The organism is Pseudostreptobacillus sp. (genome assembly GCF_977040545.1).
In genome coordinates this window covers 1-4353 of record NZ_CDRRBS010000086.1, presented here as the reverse complement: position 1 = coordinate 4353, position 4353 = coordinate 1, and the positions used below count along the sequence as shown (strand labels likewise).

At 25.9% G+C, this 4353-nt stretch carries 4 protein-coding genes; all 4 read left to right on the top strand.

Going from position 1 to position 4353, the window contains the following annotated elements; translation table 11 throughout:
• Positions 1–392: YadA-like family protein (locus ACWYO2_RS04955; protein ID WP_455515380.1), on the top strand; the 392-nt coding region annotated here is incomplete at its 5' end.
• 362 nt (positions 393–754) lie between these two features.
• The gene (locus ACWYO2_RS04950) at positions 755–1390 is read left to right on the top strand and encodes an O-methyltransferase (protein WP_455515379.1); all 636 of its coding nucleotides are present in this window, start codon (positions 755–757) and stop codon (positions 1388–1390) included.
• Positions 1391–1398: 8 nt separating this feature from the next.
• Positions 1399–2784 carry a glycoside hydrolase family 10 protein gene (locus ACWYO2_RS04945; RefSeq protein WP_455515378.1) on the top strand — a complete coding sequence of 462 codons (1386 nt, stop codon included), beginning with the start codon at positions 1399–1401 and terminating at the stop codon, positions 2782–2784.
• 11 nt (positions 2785–2795) lie between these two features.
• Positions 2796–4353 (top strand): excinuclease ABC subunit UvrB (gene uvrB / locus ACWYO2_RS04940; protein ID WP_455515377.1); only part of this gene is annotated, 1558 nt, incomplete at its 3' end.

Here is a 4353-nt window from a genome sequence, read left to right as displayed (position 1 = left end):
ATACTATTGATTTAATAAAATCAAATGAAAAATTACAAGTATTTAATAATATAAATGAAAAAAGTGTTAAAGCTAATGCTGGTATAGCAAGTGCTATTGCAATTTCAAGCTTACCACAAATTAATATTACTGATGATAGAATTTTAAATATTTCATTTGGATATGGAATGTATGGTAGAGAACACGCTTTTGCTTTAGGAGTAAGTGGTGGAGATCCTAATGGAAATGTAATCGCTAGACTAAATAGTTCAATTAACACTAAAGTTCAATTTTCAGTTGGTTTAGGTTTAGCTTATCAATTTGGAATAAGTTATAATGATGAAGATTTAGAAATTAAAAATTTAACTCAAAAAGTTGAAGATTTAGAAAATTTAGTAAAAAAATTAAAATGAAATTATAAAATAATGTAGCAACAAAATTAGAAGTTTGAAGCTACATTTTTTAATTTAGGAATTTTATTTATTAATCTTATTTAAAAAGATGATAAATAAAGATATTAAATAGAAAAATAGTAAAAAGTGTTGATTTATAAGAGAAAATAAAGTGGTATAAAAAATAATATTAAAAAAAATTGAAATATAGAAAAATATTAATCGAATCAATATTAAAACTATTAACAAAAATATATTTTTAAATTATATTTTAAAGTTTAAAAATATTTATTAATAACCTAAAATAAATACTTATTACCCCTTATATCTATTGAAGTACTTTTTGAAATATGTTAAAATAATAGTACGATTGAGAGGTAAAAATGATAGAAAATTTTTTAAATTCTACTAAATTTGTACAAGATTTAGTTAAATTTGATGATGAAGAAATTTTGAAATTAGAAAAAAATTCAATAGATGAAAATGTCCCTATAATTACAAGAGATGTTTTAAAATTTATGATATTTATGGCAAGTAGTATAAAAGCACAAAATATATTAGAAATTGGAACAGCTGTTGGTTATTCAGGAATATTTTTAGCTCAAATTGCTAAAAGTAATAATGGGAAATTAACAACTATAGAAATAGATGATGATAGATATGAAAAATCAAGATTAAATTTTGAAAAATTTAATTTAAATAATTATGTAAACTCTATTAAAGGGGATGCATTAGTTGAATTACCTAAACTTGAAGGTAATAAATATGATTTCATATTCATAGATGCATCTAAGTCAAAATACAGAGAATTTTTTGAATATTCGTATAAAATGTTAAATGATGGTGGTCTAATTTTTATAGATAACATTATGTTTAGAGGGTACGTTGCAGAAATAGAAATGCCTAAGAGGTATAAAACTATAATCAATAATTTAAAAAGCTTCATAAAGTATTTGAATGATAATACGGATTTTGTATTATTACCTTATGGAGATGGAGTTGGATTAGTAAAAAAATAGGAGGGAAAATGAAAAAAATAATTTTTGGATTAGTTTCAGTTGCTTTTTTAATTTCATGTTCAACAACAGAAGAAACTAAGAAAGACTTATACAAAGAATACAATCCTAAATATGAATTGAATTTTGATGAAACAAAAAAAGAAGGTGAAATAACACTAATTAAAATAGAAGATTTAGAAAAAGAAAAAAAATCAGAAGTTAAAGATATACATAAAATAAATGAAGAAACTTCAAAAATTGATAATGAAGAAATTTTATCAAATGAAAATTTAAAAACAAATGTATTTGATAGAAATCAAAGAGTATTAAACAATAATTTAAAAGGTGTTTGGGTGGCAACTGTGGCAAGACTTGATTTTCCACATACTTCAAGTGCAGAATCTCAAAAAAAAGAAATAGATACAATAATGGATAATGTTAAATCTTGGGGATTAAATGCTGTATTTTTTCACGTTAGACCTACAGCAGATGCTTTCTATTTATCAGAAAATGAACCTTGGTCTATATATTTAACAGGAATTCAAGATAAATATCCTGGATTTGATCCTTTAGAATATGCAATAGAAGCAGCACATAGTAGAGGGCTTGAATTACATGCTTGGATAAATCCATATAGATCATCAATGAATTTAGACTTAGATAAATTATCAAGTAAAAGTGTAGTAAAAAAACATCCTGAATGGATATTTACTTATGATAATAAGTTTTATATGAATCCTGGTAATCCAGAAGTAGTTAAATATGTTTCAAAAGAAATAGAATATATAGTTAGTAAATATGATATAGATGGATTACATTTAGATGATTATTTCTATCCATATCCATCAGCTACTTCAAGTTTACCTGAAAACGTAGATGATAAAGAATATGAAATATATGGGAAAAATTTTGATAATAAAGCAGATTGGAGAAGAGATAATGTAAATAATATGATAAAGAATTTATCTGTATCTGTTCATAAAATTAAACCAGGAATATCATTTGGAGTTTCTCCGTTTGGTATTTGGAGAAATAAGGATAATGATTTAACAGGATCTGACACTAAAGGACTTCAATCTTACGATTCACTTTATGCAGATAGTATAGAATGGATGAAAGAAGGATGGGTTGATTATATAGCTCCACAAATATATTGGAAAATAGGACATAGTAAAGCCGATTATTCAGAATTAGTTAAATGGTGGTCTCAAAAAGCACGTGAAACAAATACTCCTCTATATGTAGGACAAGGGACATATAAGGTTAATGAATGGGAAGATAGTGAAGAAACAACTAAACAATTAAAGTTAAATGAATCTTACCCAGAAGTTAAAGGAACTATATTCTTTAGATATGAAACTTTATTAAATAATCCTAAGAATGTGTTAGAACAAATTAAGGAAAATTTAAAATAAAGAAGGAAAATATGGAATTTAAATTAAATTCAAAATATGAGCCAACAGGAGATCAACCAAAGGCTATAAAACAAATAGTTAAAAATATAAAAAATGGGATAAGTGATCAAATATTATTAGGAGTTACAGGAAGTGGAAAAACTTTTACTATAGCAAACGTTATAAAAGAATTAGGGCGTCCTGCCTTAATTATGGCTCCAAATAAAATACTTGCAGCCCAATTATATAATGAATATAAACAATTTTTTCCTGAAAATGCAGTTGAATATTTTGTTTCTTATTATGATTATTATCAACCAGAAGCGTATATACAATCTACAGATACATATATAGAAAAAGATGCAGCAATAAATGAAGAGATAGATAAACTAACTCACGCAGCTACTGCTGCTCTTTTGAATAGAAAGGATGTAATAGTTATTGCTTCTGTTTCTGCTATATATGGATTGGGTTCTCCTAATTCATATTCAAGTAATAGTGTATACTTAGATGTGACTCAAAATGATTATACTAGAGAAAAGTTAATAAAAGCTCTTTTAAATTTAAGATATGAAAGAAATGATATGGTACTTGAAAGAGGGAAGTTTAGAGTAAAAGGTGATGCAATTGATATATACCCTATATATCAAGATGTTGTATATAGGATAGAATTTTTTGATGAAGATATAGATTCTATTTCAGAATTACATACTTTGACTTATAAAAAAGTAAGAGACGTAAAGAGGTTAAATCTTATGCCAGCAACGCACTATTTATCAGAAGTTAGAAATAGTGTCTTAGTCGAAGAAATAAGAAAAGATTTAGATATTAGAATAGAAGAATTTGAAAAAGAGGGTAAAATACTTGAAGCTCAAAGAATAAAACAAAGAACAGAATATGATATTGAAATGATAAGAGAAATAGGATATTGTAAAGGTATGGAAAATTATTCAAGATATTTAACAGGTAAAAAAGAAGGCGAAGCTCCATATACTTTATTAGACTATTTTCCAGAAGATCCTATAGTATTCTTAGATGAATCACATATTATGGTTCCACAAATTGGAGGAATGTATAATGGAGATAGAAGTAGAAAAGAAATGCTTGTAAATCATGGTTTTAGATTACCTTCAGCTTTAGATAATAGACCATTAAGAAGTGAAGAATTTTTCTCTAAAGTAAATCAAGTAGTATATGTTTCTGCTACACCTAGTGATTATGAATTAAATGAATCAGGGGATGAAGTAGTAGAATTAATAGTTAGACCAACAGGTATAGTTGAACCTACTATAGAAATTAGACCTACGGAAAATCAAGTAGATAATTTGATGGATGATATAAATGAAAGAGTGAAAAAAGGAGAAAGAGTCCTAGTTACAACTTTGACAAAAAAAATGGCAGAAGAGTTGACTGATTATTATACTGATTTAGGTATAAGAGTAAAATATATGCACTCTGAAATATCAACTATAGAAAGAGTTGAAATTGTTAAAGGACTAAGAAATGGAGAATTTGATGTATTAGTTGGTATTAATTTATTAAGAGAAGGTCTAGATCTTCCAGAGGTTACATTAGTTGCAATACTTGAAG